The 20,181-nt window shown below is 47.1% G+C and carries 21 protein-coding genes; 5 read left to right on the top strand and 16 right to left on the bottom strand.

All coding sequences use genetic code 11. From position 1 onward, the window contains the following. Window positions 1–8 precede the first annotated feature (8 nt). The 8 genes from C7R93_RS25455 to C7R93_RS25420 all read right to left on the bottom strand — a co-directional run bounded on the left by C7R93_RS25455 (window position 9) and on the right by C7R93_RS25420 (window position 6,928). Window positions 9–1,532, bottom strand: coding sequence for a tripartite tricarboxylate transporter permease (locus tag C7R93_RS25455; RefSeq protein ID WP_106841403.1), 1,524 nt, complete (start codon window positions 1,530–1,532; stop codon window positions 9–11). 12 nt (window positions 1,533–1,544) lie between these two features. After that, the gene (locus C7R93_RS25450) at window positions 1,545–2,006 is read right to left on the bottom strand and encodes a tripartite tricarboxylate transporter TctB family protein (RefSeq protein ID WP_106841402.1); all 462 of its coding nucleotides are present in this window, start codon (window positions 2,004–2,006) and stop codon (window positions 1,545–1,547) included. An 81-nt stretch (window positions 2,007–2,087) separates the two neighbouring features. Continuing rightward, a complete protein-coding gene (locus C7R93_RS25445) occupies window positions 2,088–3,113 on the bottom strand; it encodes a Bug family tripartite tricarboxylate transporter substrate binding protein (RefSeq protein ID WP_106841401.1) in 1,026 nt (341 codons plus the stop codon). A gap of 201 nt (window positions 3,114–3,314) precedes the next feature. Continuing rightward, entirely contained in the window at window positions 3,315–4,382 is a 1,068-nt protein-coding gene (locus tag C7R93_RS25440; RefSeq protein ID WP_106841400.1) for an AbrB family transcriptional regulator, read from the bottom strand. A 205-nt stretch (window positions 4,383–4,587) separates the two neighbouring features. Beyond that, window positions 4,588–5,460, bottom strand: a complete 873-nt coding sequence (locus C7R93_RS25435) for a LysR family transcriptional regulator (protein WP_106841399.1) — start codon at window positions 5,458–5,460, stop codon at window positions 4,588–4,590. A gap of 2 nt (window positions 5,461–5,462) precedes the next feature. Beyond that, complete coding sequence (locus C7R93_RS25430; RefSeq protein ID WP_106841398.1) at window positions 5,463–6,164, bottom strand: TerC family protein; 702 nt, start codon at window positions 6,162–6,164, stop codon at window positions 5,463–5,465. A gap of 139 nt (window positions 6,165–6,303) precedes the next feature. After that, complete coding sequence (locus C7R93_RS25425) at window positions 6,304–6,624, bottom strand: hypothetical protein (protein ID WP_244191658.1); 321 nt, start codon at window positions 6,622–6,624, stop codon at window positions 6,304–6,306. An 82-nt stretch (window positions 6,625–6,706) separates the two neighbouring features. Beyond that, entirely contained in the window at window positions 6,707–6,928 is a 222-nt protein-coding gene (locus C7R93_RS25420; RefSeq protein ID WP_017247306.1) for a hypothetical protein, read from the bottom strand. 169 nt (window positions 6,929–7,097) lie between these two features. On the opposite strand from C7R93_RS25420, the gene C7R93_RS25415 reads away from it, so the two are divergent. Next, window positions 7,098–7,367 (top strand): hypothetical protein, encoded by a 270-nt coding sequence (locus C7R93_RS25415; RefSeq protein ID WP_106841397.1) that lies wholly within the window; start codon window positions 7,098–7,100, stop codon window positions 7,365–7,367. Between the two features lie 62 nt (window positions 7,368–7,429). Here C7R93_RS25415 and C7R93_RS25410 read toward each other — a convergent pair whose 3' ends face one another. From C7R93_RS25410 to C7R93_RS25390, 5 genes are all read right to left on the bottom strand, one after another. After that, window positions 7,430–7,771, bottom strand: coding sequence for a GRAM domain-containing protein (locus C7R93_RS25410; protein WP_106841396.1), 342 nt, complete (start codon window positions 7,769–7,771; stop codon window positions 7,430–7,432). A gap of 139 nt (window positions 7,772–7,910) precedes the next feature. Beyond that, window positions 7,911–8,447 (bottom strand): GNAT family N-acetyltransferase, encoded by a 537-nt coding sequence (locus tag C7R93_RS25405; protein WP_106841395.1) that lies wholly within the window; start codon window positions 8,445–8,447, stop codon window positions 7,911–7,913. Between the two features lie 117 nt (window positions 8,448–8,564). Then, window positions 8,565–10,544 (bottom strand): methyl-accepting chemotaxis protein, encoded by a 1,980-nt coding sequence (locus tag C7R93_RS25400; RefSeq protein WP_106841394.1) that lies wholly within the window; start codon window positions 10,542–10,544, stop codon window positions 8,565–8,567. A 213-nt stretch (window positions 10,545–10,757) separates the two neighbouring features. Further along, entirely contained in the window at window positions 10,758–12,740 is a 1,983-nt protein-coding gene (locus C7R93_RS25395) for a methyl-accepting chemotaxis protein (RefSeq protein WP_106841393.1), read from the bottom strand. A gap of 131 nt (window positions 12,741–12,871) precedes the next feature. Then, window positions 12,872–13,804, bottom strand: coding sequence for a 3-hydroxyacyl-CoA dehydrogenase family protein (locus tag C7R93_RS25390; protein WP_106841392.1), 933 nt, complete (start codon window positions 13,802–13,804; stop codon window positions 12,872–12,874). 203 nt (window positions 13,805–14,007) lie between these two features. Here C7R93_RS25390 and C7R93_RS25385 point away from each other — a divergent pair, with 203 nt between their 5' ends. Next, the gene (locus tag C7R93_RS25385; RefSeq protein WP_106841391.1) at window positions 14,008–14,709 is read left to right on the top strand and encodes an SDR family oxidoreductase; all 702 of its coding nucleotides are present in this window, start codon (window positions 14,008–14,010) and stop codon (window positions 14,707–14,709) included. 27 nt (window positions 14,710–14,736) lie between these two features. Beyond that, window positions 14,737–15,504 (top strand): SDR family NAD(P)-dependent oxidoreductase, encoded by a 768-nt coding sequence (locus C7R93_RS25380; RefSeq protein ID WP_106841390.1) that lies wholly within the window; start codon window positions 14,737–14,739, stop codon window positions 15,502–15,504. A gap of 500 nt (window positions 15,505–16,004) precedes the next feature. Here the strand turns inward: C7R93_RS25380 and C7R93_RS25375 are convergent, their stop codons facing one another. The 3 genes from C7R93_RS25375 to C7R93_RS25360 form a co-directional block, all read right to left on the bottom strand. Continuing rightward, window positions 16,005–16,394: a hypothetical protein gene (locus tag C7R93_RS25375; RefSeq protein ID WP_244191657.1), complete on the bottom strand. Its 390-nt coding sequence runs from the start codon at window positions 16,392–16,394 to the stop codon at window positions 16,005–16,007. 477 nt (window positions 16,395–16,871) lie between these two features. Next, on the bottom strand, window positions 16,872–18,293 hold the full coding sequence (locus C7R93_RS25365) for a SpoVR family protein (protein ID WP_106841389.1): 1,422 nt from the start codon (window positions 18,291–18,293) through the stop codon (window positions 16,872–16,874). Window positions 18,294–18,429: 136 nt separating this feature from the next. Next, the gene (locus tag C7R93_RS25360) at window positions 18,430–18,612 is read right to left on the bottom strand and encodes a hypothetical protein (protein WP_106841388.1); all 183 of its coding nucleotides are present in this window, start codon (window positions 18,610–18,612) and stop codon (window positions 18,430–18,432) included. Window positions 18,613–18,979: 367 nt separating this feature from the next. On the opposite strand from C7R93_RS25360, the gene C7R93_RS25350 reads away from it, so the two are divergent. Together C7R93_RS25350 and C7R93_RS25345 are read left to right on the top strand one after the other, a co-directional pair. Continuing rightward, complete coding sequence (locus tag C7R93_RS25350) at window positions 18,980–19,354, top strand: DUF423 domain-containing protein (protein WP_106778516.1); 375 nt, start codon at window positions 18,980–18,982, stop codon at window positions 19,352–19,354. A 188-nt stretch (window positions 19,355–19,542) separates the two neighbouring features. After that, on the top strand, window positions 19,543–20,166 hold the full coding sequence (locus tag C7R93_RS25345; protein WP_106841387.1) for a DUF6143 family protein: 624 nt from the start codon (window positions 19,543–19,545) through the stop codon (window positions 20,164–20,166). Window positions 20,167–20,181 lie beyond the last annotated feature (15 nt).

Below are 20,181 nucleotides of genomic sequence, written 5' to 3'. Positions count from 1 at the left end.
GCCCTCCTCTATTCTTCGTTCACGATTACTTTCTTCCCTCTCATTTTCATGATCAAGGGAACGGTGATCCAGAGAAACGCAATGATCAGAAACACCAGCGATACTGGCTTTTGAATAAAGATAGAAAAATCACCATTGGACGTCGTCAGCGCGCGTCGCAAGTTGTTTTCAATCATCGGACCCAAGACCAAGCCCAGAACGAGTGGAGCCATTGGGAAATCGTTTTTCGCCAAGAAGTAACCCACGAGTCCACAGAGGAGTAGCAAGACCAGATCAAATACCGAGACTCGTACTGCGTACACTCCGAACACGGAAATAGCAACGATCATCGGGATCAAATATTTAGGCGGTGTCTCAATCAGCTTCGCAAACACTTTTACGAGCGGCATGTTGAGGATCAAGAGCATTACGTTACCGATGAACATACTAGCGATCAAGCCCCAAGCGATGTCCGGATGATCTTCAAACAAGAGTGGGCCTGGCTGCACGTTGTACATAATCAGTGCACCCATCAATACCGCTGTCGTCCCTGTTCCCGGAATCCCCAAGGTCAGAAGGGGAATCATCGCCCCGCCAGATGCTGCGTTATTCGCCGACTCTGGAGCCGCTACGCCAGCGATTGCCCCTTTGCCGAATTTTTCAGGCGTTTTACTGATTTTCTTTTCCAATAAATAGGCGAGGAAGGATGCCAGTGTTGCACCAGAACCAGGAACAATTCCTTTGAAGAATCCAACCAGCGATCCGCGGAGAATCGGTCCAGCACTTTCCTTCAAATCTTGCTTGGTCGGTATAATTCGGGAGATTTTGGCGATCTCCCCCTCATTCACATCACGTTCGAGGATCGTCTTGAACACTTCTCCAAGCGCAAATACGCCTACGGCAATCGTTAAAAATTCCAAACCGGAATATAGCTCAGGCATATCAAAGGTAAACCGCGCCACGCCGGATACATTGTCCAGCCCGATCGTCGCGATCAATAACCCAAAAACGGTCATCATCAATGCTTTAGTCACGGACTTGCCTGCCAGCCCGCTCAGTGCACATAACCCCAAGATCATTAGCGAAAACTCATCTGCCGGACTGAGCTTGAGTGCGACTTCAGAGAGTGGCTCTGCCAAAAATACCAGACCGATAAGCGAGACAAGCCCTGCAAAAAACGAACCAATCGCAGCGATGGAGAGAGCGACTCCCGCTCTTCCCTGCTTGGCCATCGGGTATCCATCCAGTACGGTAACGACGGAAGATGATTCACCAGGAGTATTTAACAAAATCGAAGTGGTAGAGCCGCCGTACATCGCTCCGTAGTAAACCCCTGCCAGCAAAATAATCGCGCTGGTCGCCGCTGCTTCTGGCGGCAGTCCACTCGTCAACGACGCTGTCACCGGAATCAACAAGGCCACGCCACTGATTGGCCCAATCCCTGGCAATACCCCGACTACTGTCCCGATCAAGACGCCGACAAACGCAAAGATGATATTTTGCCATTGCAGGGCAGTGGCAAATCCGTTCAGCAAATAGTCAATCGCACCCATTTCATCCACCTCCTACAAGCCTAACCATGTTGGCAAACCGGGCAATGTGCCATCGAGAACTTCCACGTACAACAAGTAGACACCGAATGAAAACGCTCCGGAAATGAGCACGCTGTTGAGCCACTTCCCTTTCTGCATCGTCTGAAATCCAACTAAAAGGAAAAGGAAGGTGCTGACCACATAGCCGATTTCCTCTAAAAGCAGTACGTAGAATAATGCCGCCACAAGAATGATGAGGAACCGTTTGTAATCGAGCTTTTGCCTCTCTTTTTCGCCCTCTTGCTTGTATTTGAACGTCTCATAAAACAATCGCAGACTGAGCAGAATCAGAAGGCTTCCGAGTCCCATCGGAAAAATGTTTGGTCCAACATTGCTGCCGTAAGCGCTCGCGGAGATGGTTTGGCTGCCAACCACAAATGCTACACCCAACACGAGAAAAATCAGACTGGCGAAGCGGTCAAATGTTTTGCTCACGTATGTTCCCTCCTGTTCGTACAAGAATCCAGAATGAAGGAGGAGAAGAATCGCTCCTTCTCCACCCCCCATCAACCCTTTTTATTTCGCCATTCCGAGCAAGCCCAGGATTTCTTTGAACATTTTTTCTTGCTCAGCTAGGTAGCTCTTGAAGTCTGCACCGCTTTTGTATCCATCGTCCCAGCCGTTTGCTTCCAACTCTGCTTTCCACTCAGGAGTCTCTGTCATCGCTTTCAATTTTTGCTCCCAGTAAGCAACAGCATCTGGTGTCATTTCTTTTGGTCCGAATACACCGCGCCAGTTGATCAGCTCCGTGTCATAACCGGATTCTTTGTAGGTCGGAATGTCCTTGAACATACCTTTCAAGCGCTCAGGGGAAGAAACACCCAGGATTCTTACTTTACCGGATTTCACGTATTCACCGGAACCGGATACATCTGTTGCCAGTACGTCAGCATTACCACCTAAGAGTGATGCGATCGCTTCTCCTCCACCATCGTAGGAGATGTATTTCACTGATTTCGGATCAATTCCCGCTTTTACAGCTGGCATCAAAAAGGTCAAGTGATCAAGCGACCCAGGAGCAGAACCGCCTGCAACCGTTACTTTGGTTGGATCTGCTTTGATTGCATCCATTAACGATTTCAGATCCTTGTATGGAGAATCGGCTGCTACTACGATTGCGCCGTAATCTTTCGTCAATTGTGCCAACGGGGTCATATCATTGTAGGAATGCGGGCTGCTCCCTTCTTTTTTCACATTGTTGATGACAATTGGTGTAGACGGAAGCAGGAGCTTATAGTTGTTTTTCTTGTCCTGCGTCACGAAATCAGCCAAGCCTACTGCCTGTCCGCCACCTGGCTTGTTTTCAACGGAGATCGTCTTGTCCACTAGCTTGGTTGCTGACATCACCTTTGCGAGGGAGCGCGCTGTTTTATCCAAACCGCCGCCTGCGCCCGACGGAGCGATTACCGAGATTGGTTTTTCCGGATAGGTAGAAGCACCTCCAGAGGATGCTGTCTGCCCACCACCACCTCCACAGGCTGCGAGGCTCAATGCCAGTGTTGTAGTGAGGAGTACTCCGGTCCATTTCTTTACGTTTTTCATTTTATTAACCCCCTCGATTGATAGCGTTTTCAATTAAGTTAAGGAGATCATAGCATTGGATGAAAACGCTTCCTAGTTTGTTCAGATTATTTTGATAAAATTCATTTTTATGATTTTTTTCATTTTTTTCACGCCAAAAAGACCTGCCGTTCCGATCAGGGAACGTACAGGCCTTGCAATCGATTCGACTGTAAAACAGCTTCAGGCGCTGGTCTCCTTTGGCTGTTTTATCCTGCTGTGACGGTTCGCCCACGCACGAGCGCCGAAGGAAAACAGCGTAAGTACAAGGACCACACGAAACAGATGAAACGCCGTCACTAAGAGCGGATCGGCTCCTGTCGCCAAGGCAGTCAAGCTCATTTCGGCGAGTCCACCTGGTACTGTAGCCAGAATCGCCGTCACGATATCGGTATCAGTCATGTAAGAAATACCGATAGCAAGCGCAATCACCATGACGAACAAGAACAAGGAATGCATCAGGCCGAACAGAAAGAATCGGCGGTTTTTGGCGATGTCCTCTCGTTTGAAGCCAAGACCGATGCTGACCCCGATGAATATTTGCGCCACTTGGACCAAGATACTTGGCAACACGGGACTCTCTCCCACAAGCGATGTATTCATCGAAATCAAAGCGGTCACGAGCAAGGCACCTAGCAAGAACGGGGCAGGTATATAACAGCGTGACGCAATCAGCGCTCCAATGACACCAGCCACAAGGATCATTACTGTCTGTCCAAGCCCCAGCATGTGTTCTGTAGTAGCCGACTGTACCGCAGCATGGGTAGGTAGAAATGCCACAAGATAAGGGGTACAAAGCACGACGCTGATCGCACGGATCGAGTGAAAAATCGTGATGACTTGTTGATTTCCTCCCGCCGTTTGCCCGACCGAGACCATTTCTGATAATCCGCCGGGAATATTGCTGAAGATCGCCGTTATTCCGTCCACGCGGCAGACTTTATAAAATATCCAAGCGTTCACCAAACTGATCAAGATCGTCAAAAGCGTTGTGATGAGCATCAATCCGATGTGCCCCGTCATCGTCTCCACGATTTCAGGTGTCATACGCAGACCAAGGGTGATCCCGATCACTGTCAATCCAGCTTGACGAAACCAACGGGGAATCCACAGATTTTTGACCCCAATCATATTGCAAACAACTGTCGTGACTAGCGCTCCGAGCAGCCAAGGAAGTGGGCTGTGGATAGTAGCAAACAACCAGCCTCCCAGTGATCCGAGCAGCAATGTAAACAGAATGCGTAGTAGCATAAGCGTTCCCTCTCCTACTTTCTGACGTTGTATGAAGCTTCTAAGGTGGGGGTACACCTAGTGTAAAACAATTGTTCTCGCAGCAAAAATACAAAATGGTTATCGTTGGCGATTCCTTGAATGAATAACGTCGAGACGTTTTTCACAGAAAAAAACTGCTGGCTCCACAGATTCGGAGAGTTCCCAGCAGTTCCTTTTTCCTTGCTTAATCGATGAATGGTATCTCACCCTGCTCCATGAAGCCCACAAATGCCTCGACCATTTGCAATTCCAGCGAGTCGGCATGATAAAACATCCAAGTACTTCGCTTGATCGGCTCCCCTTCTGCTGTTGTCAACTCAATCATGTGCAAATCGTCTTTGCCATTCAGCACACCTCGTGGAAGTATCGCGTACCCCAAACCGTTTGCTACCATTTCACTGCATGTATCTGCCTTGTCGACCTCCATGCCGATCAGCGGTGGTTGAGAAAATCGTTCGGTCCACCAGTTGTCCACTAACGCCCGCAGCATCGGATCCGTCTCATAGTCAATTCGCCGCAGGGTGGGCAGGTCGTCGATATGAATGGGTTCTGTCGAAACGACATAGACCGATTCCTCGAACAACAAATGCTTTTGATCCGACCAGTTGTAGCTTCCCCGGACGAAGCCTACGTGCACGTCCTGATTATACACGGACTTGTACACGTCTTTGCTCCATCCAGTCATCACCTTGTACTCGACGTTTGGATAGGCTTCCTTGAACTTTTTCAAGATCATCGGGAGCTTGTACCGTGCAAAATAGTTGGAAACGCCCAGCCGGAGCGTACCATTGACCTCGTCCCCTATGTTCAAGACATGCTCCTTGATATTGCGCAGTCTGAGGAGCATTTCATCCGCGCATTTGGCCAAATATTCGCCTTGTGGAGTGAAATGAACGCCTCTACTTCCCCGTTGTACGATCTGTACGCCAAATTCTTTTTCAATCTGCCGCAGTCTTTTGGTCAGTGCAGGCTGGGACAAATACAAGCTTTCGGCTGTTTTTGTGATGTTTTGTTCCTGGTACAAGGTTTGGAGAATGTACCAATCGCGATATTCCATAGCTATAGTGTCTCCGCATGATTATTTGTCACTTCTTTATTTAACACATTTTTCTCCTTTCGTTTCAAATAGTTTCCAATCACAATCACCAAAAGTGCCAATGCTACCGGCAAAATCATATGCAACGATGGCATTACCCCCTCCAGGAAGCTGCCAACCGCTTTGTCTCCTACAATCATTTCTCCTGCTGTATATCCGAGCAAAGCTGCCCCCAACAATACGATGATGGGAAAACGGTTCATCAGCTTCATCAGCAGCTGGCTTCCCCAAATGATGAGCGGGATGCTGATTGCAAGACCGATGATGACCAAAACCAGGTTCCCGTTCGCTGCTCCGGCTACGGCAATGACATTGTCCAAACTCATAATCAGATCGGCAAAAATAATGGTTTTGAGTGCCTCAACAAAACTCGCTCCGCCACCAATATGACTGTCCTCGTCTTCACCTTTTAACAGCTTGACCGCAATCCAGATGAGCAAAAGTCCCCCGACGACTTGGACAAACGGAATATTCAAGAGCCAGATGGCAATGAAGGTAAGGATGATCCGCAGTCCGATTGCACCGAAGCTCCCCCAAAAAGTGGCTTTCTTCTGTAGCTCTGGACTCAGGTTGCGACAGGCAAGAGCAATAACGACTGCATTGTCTCCGCTCAGGACCAGGTTGATCATAATGATTTGTAGTAAGCTAAGTAAGTATTCTGTCATGATGTCTCCCTCCAAAATTGCTGATACTGACAATAATAGACCTATCTTTTCGTTAGTGCAGTATTATTTCTATTATTTGCATATATTTTTTTGAAAGCGCTTGTTTGGGAATAGAAAAAACCTGTCTTTCAAAGACAGGCTACTTCTTGTATCCATACACAGAATAATCCGCCCGCACTTTTCGAATTGCTAGCCAAACCGGTAATCCCCTCGCTACCCAACGCAGGGCGGACATTATATTTTGTTCATTTTCAAACTGCTCGACAATGATGACGGTCTTTTCATTGATGTACGTTTGTAGCTCATCCCAGCCCATTGCCGAATAGCGGTCATTTCCGTACGTTTTCAACTCCAAAAAGTCTTCGCGTTTCGGGTCCTTTAGCTGGAGAAGATGTTGAATAGCTCTCTCGCATTCGGGATGAATGGATGCGTCTGACGGTTTTATGTAGCTGTTATTCATGATGCCATGCCTCACTTTGGAACCGGATGACCTTTTTCCAGCACCTGATATTTTTTGCTTTCTCTTAACCTTTCCCTCAATGTTAAACGATTGCTGCAAGCTTCGCACGCAAATAAAAAAGGCCATCATCACTTTGATAGGATAACGACCTTTTGTGCTTCTGCTGATTCAGTTTTTCTGCTCTAGTCTTCGTCGTCCGTTGTCTCATGTCAGCGAATGCAAAGATACTTCTGTTGAGATCTGGATTTCTTTTGCCTTCACGAGCCAGTTTTTCCCGCTGCTTGCGTGCTGCGCTTTTTGCCATACGTCTTTCACTCCTTTTTTACGGCTCTTACGATGAATACCGTCCTTGGTGTTATCATAAGACGCTTCCTGTGTTGTTGCAACGAAAATAGTAAAATCGCCTACCACTCTTGTCCATTCCGTTTTCTATCCACTGAATAGGATAAATTGACGGGAGGTGTTGATACTCGATGAAAAAGAAAAGAAGCACTGCGACACGCGTGGAAAACCAAGTGTACTCCAATCGGGTTCTTCGCTCTGAATTCGATCGCAACTGGCGTACCGTGATCTCCAGAACTGGTTACGTTATTTATATTGCAATAGCGAATCGGGCAAAAATAACTGTCCTTCTCTCAGATGGCTCAAGGAAATTGCTCATCTTCAGACAGGGCGGAAGAGTATTGGTTGGCGGGGGAGGTACCAGTCATTATAGCAAACCACACATTGCAAAGGATTTGTAATGGTTGGGAATGGCCCTGCTCGGTATTGCTTGTGGCAGGGCGATTTTTATTGAACGGATAGCTTACCTCGTCTTAATAATCACCGTCATTTTTTGCTTCATTTTTGTGTCCTGAATCAATCCAATAAGCTCTGCTCGTTTCCACACAACAAATTTATGTTCTTGTCCGTCATACATCTTGATCTTCATTCCGTTGGGGATCACGTACAGAGTATTCCGCTTTTCAACTGCCGCAATATCTTTCAGGTTTAATTCGAGAGGTTGTGTTTGAATATTGAGACTGTGTGGTTGAAAATAGAATCTTTCATTCGTAATCGTTAACCTGCCACCTACTCCTTCTATTCCTCTGAATAGGTTCGCGGCTATATTCTCTTTGACAATCGTTTCGTTTGGCCTGAGTTGCATTGCATCCTTCCCCCTCTGAAGTACGAGCTAGTTTTCGTTCAAATTGGTAGGCAATTCATATTACCATAATTAGGAATAAAGAAACACAGTAGATGACTTCAACGATCTACTGTGTTTCACTACATTAACAATCCCTATCTTATTCAAAAAAAGCACTAGAGTATTCAACAACACCCGATACATTCTCCAAAGCATTTTCATGCAGCTCCATCGCCATAAATACCTCATCTGGCACTTCGAATGGTGCTTTTATGCCCCATTGGGAAGCTTTTTGGAAACCAAACTTCGGGTAATATTGTGGATGCCCAAGGACAACCACAGATTGGTATCCCAGTTCTTTGGCTTTTTGAAGGGCTTCGAGAATTAACTTCTTTCCTATGCCTTTGCTTTGGTAATCGGGCAGGACAGACACTGGGGCAAGCGCAAGTGACTCTACGCTTTGATAGTCATTGCGAATGTTTATTTTTGACAAAAGAATATGTCCCACGATTTCTTGGTTCTCTTCATCCATCGCGACTAGTGATAGCGCTGGGATGAATGCATCTGATTTTCTGATGCGAGACACCAATTCATGTTCTTTGTGATCGCTGAACTCCGCATTCGCAAATGCACTTTTTACGACCTGTTCAGTAACGGAATAATCATCTGCTTGTTCTATTCTGACCCTCATGTCCATCGTTCACATCCCCTAATTCATATCGCTTGTGTTCCCCATATGTTATCACATCTATACAGCAAAACGCCCTGCTCGTATATCTGGAGACAGGGCGCTTCGTTTGTTTACGGACACAGATTAATAAGTAAACTTGTTGATCAAAACGTTAAGCTCTTCCGCCAATGACGACAAGGATTGAGCGGAGGATGAAATCTCTTGCATCGATGCGAGCTGCTCCTCAGTAGAGGCTGCTACTTCCTCGGCTGTTTCTGCATTGCTTTTCGCGATGGTGACAAGCACATTGGCTGTCGCGGTTACTTCCTGAACAGCAGCAGAAATTTGTTGTGCAATAGAAGAAACCTCTGCGATATGTGGATTGGTCAGTCTGGTGCTTTCCATGATGCCTTCGAACTTGTGGATCGTCTCCTCTGAAACGTTCAAGCCTTCTGCAACATCCAGTCTGACTTTTTCCATGTTGTCGACGGATTGCTTGGTTTCTCGTTGAATCTCTGTGATCAATTCAGAAATTTGCTTGGCCGATTCTTGTGATTGCTCAGCCAACAGCCGCACTTCTGTAGCTACAACCGCAAATCCTTTGCCATGCTCACCAGCCCGCGCCGCTTCAATCGCTGCATTCAAGGCCAGCAAATTCGTCTGCTGGGCAATCCCACTGATGACATCCGAAATCGTACCGATTTCTTTCGAACGATCATAGAGCGATTTGGTCATACGATCCGACTGTTCTACCGATTCATGAATCGACTTCATTTGACTCACGACCTGAGCGACAAAGTTGCCCCCTTCTTCCGCCTGAACTGTAGTTTGCTGAGCGGTATCCGACAACACATTGACACTCTCTACAATCCGTGTGACCCCTTCCGAAATGTCATGCAATGAGCGAACATTTTGGTCGATTCCGCTCGTTTGTTGTTCCGCGCTGCCAGCTACCTCCTGAACGGCTGTCGCTACAAGCTCGGTTGCTATGCTCGTCTGCTGCGCACTTGCAGTCAATTGCTCCGAAGACGCTGCTACTTGCTCCGCTCTGGCTTCGACATCTGAAATGAGCGCACGCAGGTTATCCTGCATCGTGTTAAACGCATGGCCGAGCTCACCGATTTCATCGGTTGATCGCACGTTAATCGGATCAGTCAAAATACCTTGGCTCACTCTGACCGCATGTACCTTCACTTCCTGGATGGACTTGAGAAGGGAACGCAGTACAACTGCTACAATGAGTCCTCCCAGCAGCAAGCAGATCGTGATCGTCCAAAACGTTTGCGCGAAGATCGGCTGTGTAGCATCTTCAACCTCTGACAGGTACATAGATCCAGCAATTTTCCAGCCTGTAGCCGGATTCGTCACATAGTAGATCTGTTTAGGGATGCTTTGCTCCTCGAAATTGAATTTACCTGTTTCTGCTTGGTACATGTTATCGTAAAAACTCTCTTGGGCCAGCGTTCCTGCCTGATTTTCCGGGTGGACGACATACTTCTTATTGCTGTCCACTACGATGACATCTCCATCGGAACCGATGCTGACTGAGTTTGCCAGTTGTTTGATCTGTTCAATCCCAACTGTAATGCAGATAACCCCTGCGCCATCTTCCGTCGTTCTCGCTACCGCTACTAAAACCTCACCTGATACCGCTGAAATATATGGCTCCGTAACAACGACAGTTCCCTTGTTCTCCATCGCTCTTTTGTACCAATCTCTCGTCCGCGGATCAAAATCTGCCTGTACTTCTTGCTTAGGCGCACGGTAGTACTGTCCTTCAACCGTTCCCAGACTGATACTGGCTGCGTCTGGGTGCATGCCCATATACGAATTTAAATAATGCATGGTTTTTTCTTGGACTTCCGCTGATTTCACACTTGGTGTGATATCTTTTGCCAAATAATCAGCATCCTTCTTTTTGCCCTCAAACGTACTGCTGACAATGGAGTTGACCAATTCAACATTTTCGTTGGCGCTGTCCATGATCTGTTTTTCAATTTCTTGTCTCGCTTGATTATAAGCCAGGCTTCCAACCACTAGGGATGGGACTAGTAGAATCAAGAGAAACGTGATGATTAATTTGGTTCGATAGCTTCTGAGCCAATTTGGCAAGTTCACTCTCACTTCATTTCATCTTCTTTCTAAGTTGTATTAGGATAAACGGTTCACGTAGAGAAATCCTAATTTTTTATATCGGTAACAGAGGAAGGTTAATGAAGTAAAAAAAATATAGAACTGTAATAGTAAAAAAAGGCCAGGATTATACCGCCCCCGAGGCCATAAGAAAACCGCCCTGCTTAGGCGTGATAGCAGGGCGGTCGGTAGTGGCTGGCTTATTTAATAGCGAAATTTATTGATCATCGCATTCAGCTCTTCTGCCAACGATGACAGAGATTGGGCAGATGCTGAAACTTCTTGCATCGATGCGAGCTGCTCTTCTGTAGAAGCGGCTACTTCCTCTGCGGTTTCTGCATTGCCTTTTGCAATCATCGCCAACTCGTTCGCTGTCACCTTCACTTCCGCAACAGTTGCTACGATTTGTTGAGCGATCGACGAGACCTCCACGATCCGCGGATTCGTTTGTTTGGTGCTTGTCAAAATTTCCTCGAATTTATCAATCGTACCTTGGGAAATTCGCAAGCCTTCCGAAACATCGCGTCTGACTTTCTCCATGGTCTCAACGGATTCTTGCGTATCACGCTGAATTTCTACGATAAGGTCGGAAATTTGCTTCGCCGATTCCTGCGATTGCTCTGCCAACAGCCTTACTTCTGTTGCTACAACCGCAAATCCTTTGCCATGCTCGCCAGCTCGTGCTGCTTCGATCGCTGCATTCAGTGCAAGCAGGTTTGTTTGCTGCGAAATTCCACTAATCACTTCAGAGAAAGCGACAATGTCTCTGGAGCGTTCAGACAGGGAATGGACCATGTGATTGAGCTGTTCCACAGAATCGTGAATCGAGTTCATCTGGCCCATCACCTTCTGAACCGATTCACCACCTTCACCAGCGTGGATGGTTGTTTGCTCAGCGATATCCGTCAATCCATGCACACTCTCCACAATTTGTGCTACACCGTCCGAAATATTTTGGAGAGAATGGACATTCTGGTCAATTCCATTCGTTTGCTTCTCTACGCTGCCAGCAACTTCTTGCACGGCTGTGGCAACATGCTCAGTGGCGTTGCTCGTCTGCTGCGCACTCGCGGTCAGTTGCTCAGACGAAGCGGCTACTTGTTCTGCTCTTGTCTCTACATCCGAAATAAGTGTGCGCAGGTTGTCCTGCATCGTATTGAACGCGCGACCCAGCTCCCCAATCTCGTCATCGGAACGAACCTGGATAGGCTCCGTCAGTATGCCCTCACTCACTTTCACTGCATGTACCTTGACCGCTTGAATGGATCGGATAATCGAGCGCAGAACAACGGTTACGATCAGTCCTCCTACAATCAAGCAAATGGCAATTGTCGCGTACGTAAAGGTGAAGATAGGCTGTACAGAGTTCTGTATCTCGGATCGATCGAGTTTTCCAGCGATTTTCCAGCCAGTCAGCTCATTCGTCGTGTAGTGCACTTCTTGTTCGTTGCCTTCCTCATCGTAGCGGAAGTTACCTGATGCACCTTCATACAATTTTTCAAAATAGCTCTCTTCAGCTACAGTGCCAGACTCTTTTTCTCGATGAACAACGAACTTCTTGTTGCTGTCCATAATCATGACGAACCCGTCGCTTCCGATACTGACCATGTCTGCCAGCTCTTTGATCTGCTCGACGCCCATCACAATGCCGACCACACCAGATCCATCATCCGTCGTTTTGGAGATGGTGACGAGGACTTTGCCTGATGCTGCAGATACATACGGCTCCGTAATAACAGCTTTCCCCTTATTTTCCATCGCCTTTTTGTACCATTCTCTCGTTCGCGGATCAAAACCTGCCTTTACGGTTACCTTCGGGGATTGATAATACTGTCCGTCCACCGTCCCCAAACCAACGCCATTCGTGTCCGGAAGCATTCCACTGTATATATCCAGATGCGGCATGACGAGCGCTGCGCTGTCTTTGGTTGGATACATGTTTTTGTTAACGGTTTTGGCTAAAAACTCAATCGTGTCCAGCTTTGGCTTAAACGTATTCGTGACAATCGAATTGACCAGCTCGACATTTTCTTTGGCGCTGTTCAAAATCTGCTTTTCCATCTCCTGCTTCGCCTGATTGGAAGCCAGTGTCCCAACGACAATGGTAGGAACGAGCAGAATCAATAGGAAGGATGCGATTAACCTCGTTTTAAAGCTTCTACTCCAATTTATTAAGCGAACTCTCACTCATTCTCAACTACTTTCTAGGTTGTTTTGGGGAAATTTTTCCCATGATATAACCCCAATCTAATATCGGCTAGGAATGAATGAGTATTTGGTGAAAAATTTACGAATAAAGTATTAATCTGTAAATCATTTCAAACGCGCTTCATTGTCCCCAAACGGATGAACTGTTCGTCACGTGCACAAAGCTTTTCTGAGACAGACGTGTCCTTATACGAGTAAATACCTGCTCCGGTCTTGGTGCCGAGATTGCCTTCTGCTACTCGTTCCTCAATGATGGCGGGTGCTGTTGTCGCGGCATCCAGCTCAGGAGCCAGGTTATCCATCACGCGCTTCCACGTATCGAGTCCGCCAAAATCTGCCGTCTCAATAGGCCCGACAAAAGCCCAACGAAAGCCAATTCCATCCTTCATCACCGTATCGATCTGGGCTGCATCTGCCACGCCTTCTGCGAGCAAATGAAAAGCTTCTCTCATCAAAGCTGTTTGCAACCGATTCGCGATAAAGCCCGGTACATCCTTTTTCAACAAAACGGGGGACTTCCCGATTTTTAGCATCAGCTGCATGGTTTTTTGAACTACTTCCTGCGCGGTCTTCTCGTGCCTGACAACCTCGACCAACGGAACCAATTGGGCCGGATTGAAAAAATGTGTAATAATATAGCGTTGTGGCGTGGTTGCTTTTTCTATTAGTCGCGCTATCGAAAACGTAGATGTATTGGAAGCAATAATGGCATCTGGCTTCGCGTATTGCTCCAGTTTTTCAAAGAGCTCCCACTTTAGCTCGATAACTTCTGGTACTGCTTCTGTGATGACTTCTGCATCAGATACTGCCGCTCGCAAATCTGTGGTCAGGACGATATGCTCGAGCGCTTTTACTCTAGACTGGTCTGCAATCACTCCCTCTGCAACTAAAAGGGAAAGGCTGTGCTCGATGCTAGCTCTCGCTTTCATCAAAAACTCTTCCTGCAAATCGTAAAGAGAAACACGATACCCAGCCAATGCGTATAGCTGCGCAATTCCATGTCCCATAACACCTGATCCGATAACAGCCGTATGCTTTTCCATAGAAAGAGCCTCCCAGGGGTGAATTAGGTTTACGAACAAAGCTTCCACGATCAAATACCTAGTTCCTGCCCAGCAAAATCCTACTACTTTTATCGAAATTCATCCCTCTGGCGCTTGCTGGGGAAGTCAAAGTTTTGTACCATTAAAAAACATGTGTAAAAATACAATAATTGGAATATAACATTTTGTATTCGGAGGTATACATGAAACTACTGAATAAAGTCGTGGTCATCACAGGTGCCAGTCGAGGATTGGGTCTTGAAATGGCAAATACTTTGGCAAATGAAGGGGCGATTGTTTGGGCAACCTCTCGAACGGCACCTCATCCGAACGAAATTGGACATTGTGCACCAGGGAGTGTGACTGATGTACAGCTAGACGTGACAGACGAGCAAAGTGTACGAACCCTCTTTGCGCATATCCAAATGTTATACGGACGTCTGGATGTCCTCGTCAACAATGCAGGAATCGGAGTGTTTAAGCCTGTTGAACAAACAAGCTTAGAAGAATGGGAAAATGTTTTTCGCACCAATGTAACCGGACTCTTTCTATGCAGCCGTGAAGGGTACAAGGTAATGAAAGCTCACGGAGGCCGAATCATCAATATCTCTAGTGTCTCAGGATATATTCCCATTGCGGAAAACGGTGTGTATGGTGCTTCGAAATTTGCCGTCCAAGGCTTTTCCCAAATTTGCAATGAAGAATGGAAAAACGACAATGTGAGGGTCTCCACCATTTTTCCCGGCGCCGTTCATACAAACATGACGGAAGACCGGCATTTTTTTGATCCGAGTGCGATGCTCGTACCAAAAGATGTGGCAGATACCGTGTTAGATATCGCCTCCCGCCCCCTCCACGTTCGCATCGATGAAGTCAAAATCCTTCCGCCTAAAGGCGTTCTCTAATTGACAAGATAAAAGGAGAGTTTACCTATGCAGCAAGTAGCAATCATCACAGGAGCAGGTAATGGGATCGGGGCCGCAGCAGCACAGCTTTTGGCTCAGCATGGAGTCCGTGTCGCTGTTCTTGATGTAATAGAAGAACAGGCACAGTTGGTCGCCCAAGAAATCAATCAGGCAGGCGGTCAAGCCTTGCCCATTCGCTGTGATGTCGCCCAACGAGCGCAGGTTGAAGAAGCCATCCAGCTTGTAGAATCGCATTTCGGAGATATCACTATCTTGGTCAACAATGCAGGAGTTGGCGGTCCATTCAACCGAGTGGACGAGGTCTCCGATGAAGAATGGGATTGGATCATGAATACCAACCTGAAGAGTGTATTCCTATTTTGCAGAAACCTGTTGCCCAAGATGAAAGAAAGGAACTACGGTCGGGTCGTAAACATCGCTTCCATTCAGGGCTTGCTAGGCTCTGCCCATTCATCCACCTACGTCGCTTCCAAACACGGCATGATCGGCTATACGAAAACAATTGCCGCAGAATGGGGAGAGCACGGGATTACATCCAATGCCATCTGTCCGGGATATGTAGATACGGCTATGGGCGTACGTCCGGAGGATATTTCGGATTACATGCATCGGGTCATCGCCAAAAGTCCGGTAAAACGCGTAGCTCAGCCTTTGGAAATCGCCCAGATGATTTATCATCTCGTCGGACCACATAGCGGGTACATCAACGGAGCGAGCATCACCATGGACGGCGGGATTAGCAGTCACGTCGGGATTACGGATCAGTTGTCCTAGTTTGTTACACATAGAAAAAAGCCGCACGCTCGGTCAGCTTCCACCGGGCATGCGGCCTATCTTTCCTCCACCCTTATAGTCCAAATAAGTCATCCAGAAAACCACCGCAACTGTGCTGCCTACAGAAACCTTTTTACTTATTCCATGCTAACGTCAAGATCGAAAAAACTGAATGCTAACAGCCCAAGGAGTATAACCAAGAGAATTTTTTTGATAATATCACCTCATTCATCCTACTAAAAGGAGCAGAGCCATCTGCTAGTCCATTCCACGAAAAAGCTATCAATTTATCAAAGATCTCACTTACTTATACTTTCTTTTAACCATCGTACAGATCTTGTTACCTGATCACATTCCTCTTGCAAACCAAGCGCAGTAGTCAAGTCAAGGGCAAGAACATATGCCGATATGTGCTTCTCAATATTTTACTTATTTGTTTGGTCACCTGTTTTGTCGTGTTCAATGCGTACCTCCAATCATAATAGAATTATTGATTCTGATTAATTTTGTTTAATCTCATTAATTTCTTTTGAAGAATATAATCTAAATTCGCCTTTTACAGTTTTTCCATCTGATTCATACAGTGGGATCAATCTGTAACCAGTAGCTTCTGTAATTTTTTGAAAAGCAATTGCCTCTTCTGGTGAAGAAACCGGTGGCCTTAGATCGGAAGTTTTTACATATCCTTCAACCCCATTTTCGCCCGTTGCCTCAAGCAAGTCTGGTTCTTGTGATGGTTCTATTGTTAAAGGATCGCTTCCATAAGTTTGTCCTTGTTCGTTGATTGGATAATTAGGAGTTGAATTTGCATTTAAAGTAAGTACAGTAGGTATACCAATGATAGTTAGTATCAAAATTGCGCCCAAAACTGTGATGTTTTTCTTCATCATAATCAACACACTCCCTTTCTTTGATGCTTTCTAATGTTAATACAACGGATGACCGGCAGGTGCTAAGGGTTTGTTCAAAAAATCTGTCTCTGCTTTCAGCACAAGAAAGTTCAATATCTCTTAGTCAATTATAAATCATAATCTGGATTTATTGGAAAAATATAACTTACCCTGGTAGATTAACACTGCTATTGTAGGGAATGCTGTCAAATTGTGTTGTTCATATAAAGTTCTAATTTAGTTATGTTATCCAAATTACACTTCCTCACGTGCCCCCTTAAAGTAGACATTGGAAATCGCCCAGATGATTTATCATCTCGTCGGACCGCATAGCGGGTACATCAATGGAGCGAGCATCACCATGGACGGCGGGATTAGCAGTCATGTAGGGATTACGGATCAGTTGTCCTAGTTCTTACACATAGAAAAAAGCCGCACGCTCGGTCAGCTTCCACCGGGCATGCGGCCTTTTTTCCCCTATAAAAAGCGACGATGCACTTTCTTCCCGTCGTACGTAAACAACACTTGTCGGTCCTCCACCATCGATTCCAGGTGAACGGATTTTCCCCACATGGTATAGACGTAAGGCAAGGTTTTTTCTACGTATTTGACATCCAGCTCCAGCCCCTCGAAATGATGCTTCAAGTACAGCTCGCCGGAGCGTAAGTAATCCCCATCGTGCACGAGTACATAAGGGAATCCACCATTAACCCGTGTGCCCGCAAGACCATCGCGTACCTTCTCCCACTGCTTTTCCGCGACAACCCAATCGTTGCCCTGCTTGCCGAACATGTATAAATCCAGATCACTGACGAGGTCCTTGGTCAGGAAGTTGCGAATGAAGCTGATGTCGGACTCCAGCTCGCGCACCTCGAAAATTTTCGCGCGTCCCTCTCCTGGCTTGCGTCCGAAGCGCTCCTGCTCTTCCTTCGTCGGATTATCCCAGCGCTTTTCAATGTCCTCCAAAATTTTCAGACCCAGATGATACGGATTAATGCTCGTCGTCGAAGGCTGAATGACAGAGGAATGCAGCTTGGCAAACTCGATCGTCTCTGATTCTGTCAGTTCCATTTCCCGCAGGATGCGCATGTGCCAGTAGGTGGCCCAGCCTTCGTTCATGATCTTCGTTTCCATCTGCGGCCAGAAATACAGCATCTCATCCCGGATAATCGTCAACACATCCCGCTGCCAATCGTCTAGGATATTGCTGTATTCCATAATGAACAGCAACAGGTCTTTTTCCGGCTCCGGCGGGAATTTGCGTGGTGCTTTTACCGGCTCTGCTTCCTCTTTTGCTTTGCGGTCCAATCCCCAGAGATCGTCATACGGGGAGTGCCTTTCGTACTTCTTCTTTTTGCTCGGTTCCTCTGGCTCCCGTTTCCAGCGCAGCTTCGGACGCAGCAAGCTCGGATCGATGTGCTCCTGAATCGCCAAGCTCGCATCGAGCAAATTCTCGACAGCCTCCTTGCCATACTCGATCTCATACTGGCGAATCCGCTCTCCGCTGGCCGCCATGCTTTCGACCATATCCCGATTCGTGTTGGAGAAGCGCATATTGTTTTTGAAAAAGTCGCAGTGAGCAAGGACGTGAGCCACAATGAGCTTGTTTTGAATCAAGGAATTGCCGTCCAAAAGAAACGCGTAACAAGGATTGGAGTTGATGACGAGCTCGTAGATTTTGCTCAGATTCAGGTCATATTGCAGTTTCATACGGTAAAAGCTCTTTCCAAAACTCCAGTGCGAAAAACGTGTGGGCATTCCATACGCGCCAAATGTATAGATGATGTCAGACGGGCATATCTCGTATCGCATCGGGTAAAAATCGAGATTGAACCCTTTGGCGATCTCGGTAATTTCGTCAATGGATCGCTCCAGTTCTTTTCGCTCGTCGTTGGTCAAATCGTTTCGCCTCCCCCTTTTGCCGTCGGTCTACTTTATGTATATGGAGAACCGGGTTAAAAGACGCCAGCCTTCCGAAGAAAAAAAGGCATCCCCGATTGGAGACACCCTTGATTTGATTTTTCAGTCTACCTTCTTAACCCTTGAACCAGTCGCGTACACCAGAATAAATAAGAGCTCCTGCGAATACGACCACAGTGGTGAGACCAACTCCATCTATTAGCGGGTCCAATCCATTAAGGAAGGAACCAGCTACCGGCGCTTTCAGCAATGCGTAGCCACCGAGGAGACCACCTACGTTGGAAATCCATTTGTTCATCTTACGTCACCTCCCGTCGCAGCAGCCTGTAAACTTTGCCACTGGAATACTTTACTCTATGTCGGAGGTTGACAAGCGGCTTGTATGGTAGTCCAAGGCGTGTTCACCAAATTACAATTGGGCTTTAGCGGTTGTTCAAAAAATCGACTTTTGATCACGAAGTAATTCTGCATGCATATTCGACATCGAAAGTGACGTTCACCTTCAAAGTCCGGTGCTCATGTAGGATGCCTACACTCCGCTCCTCCTTTTTCAGGTTCTCGTCACTTTCTCGGTGCTGAAAAGCCGACTTTTTGAACTTGGATTTTTACGTTAAAATAGAGAGCGGACAAATGTACAGGTTATGTAAAAAAGGAGTGACGCACTCATGAAGCTGTTTTTGATGCTTGGCAGTATCAGTGGATTTCTTTCGGTTGCGTTAGGAGCATTCGGAGCACATGCACTGAAGGAAAAACTGGACGACTATTCGCTGGGCATTTTCCATACGGGCGTGACCTATCAGACGACACATGCGCTTGCTCTGGTGCTGGTTGCCCTGTTGCTTAAATGGTACCCGGATTCTTCCGGCCTCGTCTGGGCAGGCTGGTGCTTTGCAGCAGGAACCCTGATCTTCTCCGGTAGTCTCTACACGCTGGCAATGACCGGAATTAAGGTGCTTGGTGCGATTACGCCGATTGGCGGAGTATTATTCCTCGCTGGGTGGGCACTGCTTGCGATTCATGCTTGGAAAACCGTGTCGTAGACAAAAGTATCCATATGCTCGCAAAAGGTTGGGATTTTTACTCCCAGCCTTTTTTCTTTACGGGCCCACGTATTCTACATCGGTCACATGCCTGCTTACATGCGGTGCGCCAGCTCCTGACACCCTCCATAGACGATTGCCATATGCTGTAGGGTTAGCAGTTACCCCAATCACAAGGAGAGGAAATCATGACAAAGCCCTCCTATACACGCCCCTCGTACTTTTATGGTGGAATACCAGATGTCTACATGCAGATGGGGTATTATCCGTTTCCCACTCCTTCTGCTACGGAACAGCTGAATCGGAGTATTCACATTCCGTATGCGATGTCGATGGCAGATCAATGTAAATACTTCATGGGGCAATCGGAAAAAATGGTCGTGGGCGATGGGGCTATCGGGATCGCTGCCTTGTCGAATCCCTTACGCTCCGGCGTTCATTTATTTGTCAATCACTGGATGATCACCAATCCATCCCCGCACCCGATAGAAGCACATTTCTTGTTTGGTAAAGCCTCCTCCCTCACTGGTGCGACTCTCTCACGTCAAGTGACATCAGGTTATGTCCAACTTCCCGCTTGTCCCGCCGCCCAAGGACAGCTGTTGTATGGCGCTGGTATGACCGACACCTTCTCGGATCATATTCACACCGCCACACGAATCATCCCAGCGTCTTCCACCGCTGAGGCGACCCCTGGCGGACAGTGGATTCTCGGACCCGGAATGGCACTCATCGTTCGCGTTCCACACACAGGTGAGAAGACATCCTTTTATTTTTCGATAGACTGGTGGGAACAACCCGTATATGGGTAGCTCTCACCGGAAAGC

The sequence above is a fragment of the Brevibacillus fortis genome (assembly GCF_003013395.1).
Taxonomy (GTDB): domain Bacteria; phylum Bacillota; class Bacilli; order Brevibacillales; family Brevibacillaceae; genus Brevibacillus; species Brevibacillus fortis.
This window is presented reverse-complemented; position numbering and strand designations above follow the sequence as displayed.